The sequence below is a fragment of the Mesorhizobium sp. M1A.F.Ca.IN.020.03.2.1 genome, assembly GCF_004023205.1.
Classification (GTDB): Bacteria; Pseudomonadota; Alphaproteobacteria; order Rhizobiales; family Rhizobiaceae; genus Mesorhizobium.
The window spans coordinates 1-1,610 of sequence record NZ_RZSV01000452.1 but is presented as its reverse complement, the minus strand read 5'-3'; the positions used below and the strand labels follow the sequence as shown (position 1 = coordinate 1,610).

3 protein-coding genes are annotated in these 1,610 nt (G+C 61.4%); 2 read left to right on the top strand and 1 reads right to left on the bottom strand.

Annotated features, from left to right (window positions below):
- On the bottom strand, window positions 1-284 hold a 284-nt coding region (locus EOA79_RS31960), incomplete at its 3' end, for an MFS transporter (RefSeq protein ID WP_128293678.1).
- A gap of 208 nt (window positions 285-492) precedes the next feature.
- On the opposite strand from EOA79_RS31960, the gene EOA79_RS31955 reads away from it, so the two are divergent.
- Window positions 493-1,176, top strand: coding sequence for a TetR/AcrR family transcriptional regulator (locus tag EOA79_RS31955; RefSeq protein WP_095783789.1), 684 nt, complete (start codon window positions 493-495; stop codon window positions 1,174-1,176).
- A gap of 116 nt (window positions 1,177-1,292) precedes the next feature.
- A partial coding sequence (locus EOA79_RS31950; protein WP_245489983.1) for an SspB family protein occupies window positions 1,293-1,610 on the top strand: 318 nt, incomplete at its 3' end.

Sequence of the window (1,610 nt, the reverse complement as noted above, 5' to 3'; positions counted from 1 at the left end):
ATATTGGGCGCCATAGCCGAGCCGACGCCGCCAACCATGAACAGCGCGAGTCCGACATAAAGCGGCAGCTTGCGCCCGACCATGTCTGAGATCGGTCCGACGACGATCTGGCCGAAGCCCATCGACAGGAAGAAGATCAAGAGGCTCATCTGCACGGCGGCGGTGCCAGCTTTCAAATCCTCACCGATCGAAGGCAGCGCTGGAAGGTACATATCGATGGCGAAGGGGCCGATTGCGGACAACAAGCCGAGCACGACCGCGATGCGGAGGAATTTGGGACTCATGATAAGGGCTTCTTTCGGATCTGGTTGTCGCCATGGTCCGGCGTCTACCCGAGGACGTTCCATCCCGTGGAACCCCGACATCCGGGATGTGAAATCATCGTCGCTTCAAAGCGCGATTCTGTCGTTCCCGGGAGCGGGCTTCGCTTTATTGTGTCTACAAATTTAGACAGCCTTGTCCAATTCGTCAATCATCGCTATATGGTTTTTTATGAAGGTCGGCGTTTCTCCTGACACTTTCCCGCCACGCAGCCACGAGGCCAAGCGCATATCGGTGGTTGATGCTGCCGCTTCGGTCTTCTGCCGCGAAGGCTATGCCGGCGCCAATATCGACCTGATCGCGGCCGAGGCCGGCGTTTCGCGCCAGACCGTCTACAATCACCATGGCGATAAGGAAAAGCTGTTCATGGCCATTGTGCGCGACCTGACGGAGCGCTGCAATGCCGGCATCTTCGCCACCATTGCCACCTTTCCCGACCAGCCCGCCGATCTCGAAGCCGATCTTGTCGCCTTCGCGGTGCGCATGAACCGCAACTGTATCTGCAACCGCGACGGCCGCTTCCTGCGCAAGCTGATCCAGGCCGAGGGCGAGCGCTATCCCGAGCTTTTTGCCGAGTGGCGCGAACAGGGACCGGGCCGCACCTGGTCGGCGCTTGCCGCCCGCTTCGCGCGGCTGGCCTATGCCGGGCACCTCTCGATCGACGATCCGGACGTGGCGGCGCGGCAGTTCCTCGCACTAGTCAACGCCGAGTTGCAGACAACCTTCATGCTCGGCGGCATACCGACGGAGGAAGAGGTGTTGCGCTCAGCGACCAATGGCGTGCGCACCTTCCTGGCCGCCTTCGGCAGGAAGAAAGCGGCAGCCGCCCGGCAGGCCGCCCTCGCCCACGCCTGAGCGATCAAATCGCCGCCAGCCCTCTTGGCCTTAGCTTTCGGCGCCTATATGCGGTTTACGCCGCGCCCAAGCTTGATTACAGCTATGCGGACGATTCAACGGAACCCGACCGTCACATGGCCGACGACCACATCCGCTACGACATTCTGGCCCAGGAGGCATTGCGCGGTGTCATGCGCAAGGTCCTGGCCGAAGTCGCGCGCACGGGCCTTCCGGGCAACCATCATTTCTTCATCACCTTCCTGACCGGCGCGCCGGGCGTGCGCATCTCCTCGCGGCTACGCGAGCGTTATCCGGAGCAGATGACCATCGTCATCCAGTTCCAGTACTGGGACCTGAAGGTGACCGACACCGGTTTCGAGGTGGGACTCTCCTTTTCCGACGTGCCCGAAAAGCTCGAAATCCCCTTTTCCGCCGTGCGCGGTTTCTATGAC

What these genes read in the sequence shown, in the direction of transcription:
- EOA79_RS31955 (WP_095783789.1), top strand. Translation starts at nt 493, where the DNA reads ATGAAGGTCGGCGTTTCTCCTGACACTTTCCCGCCACGCAGCCACGAG.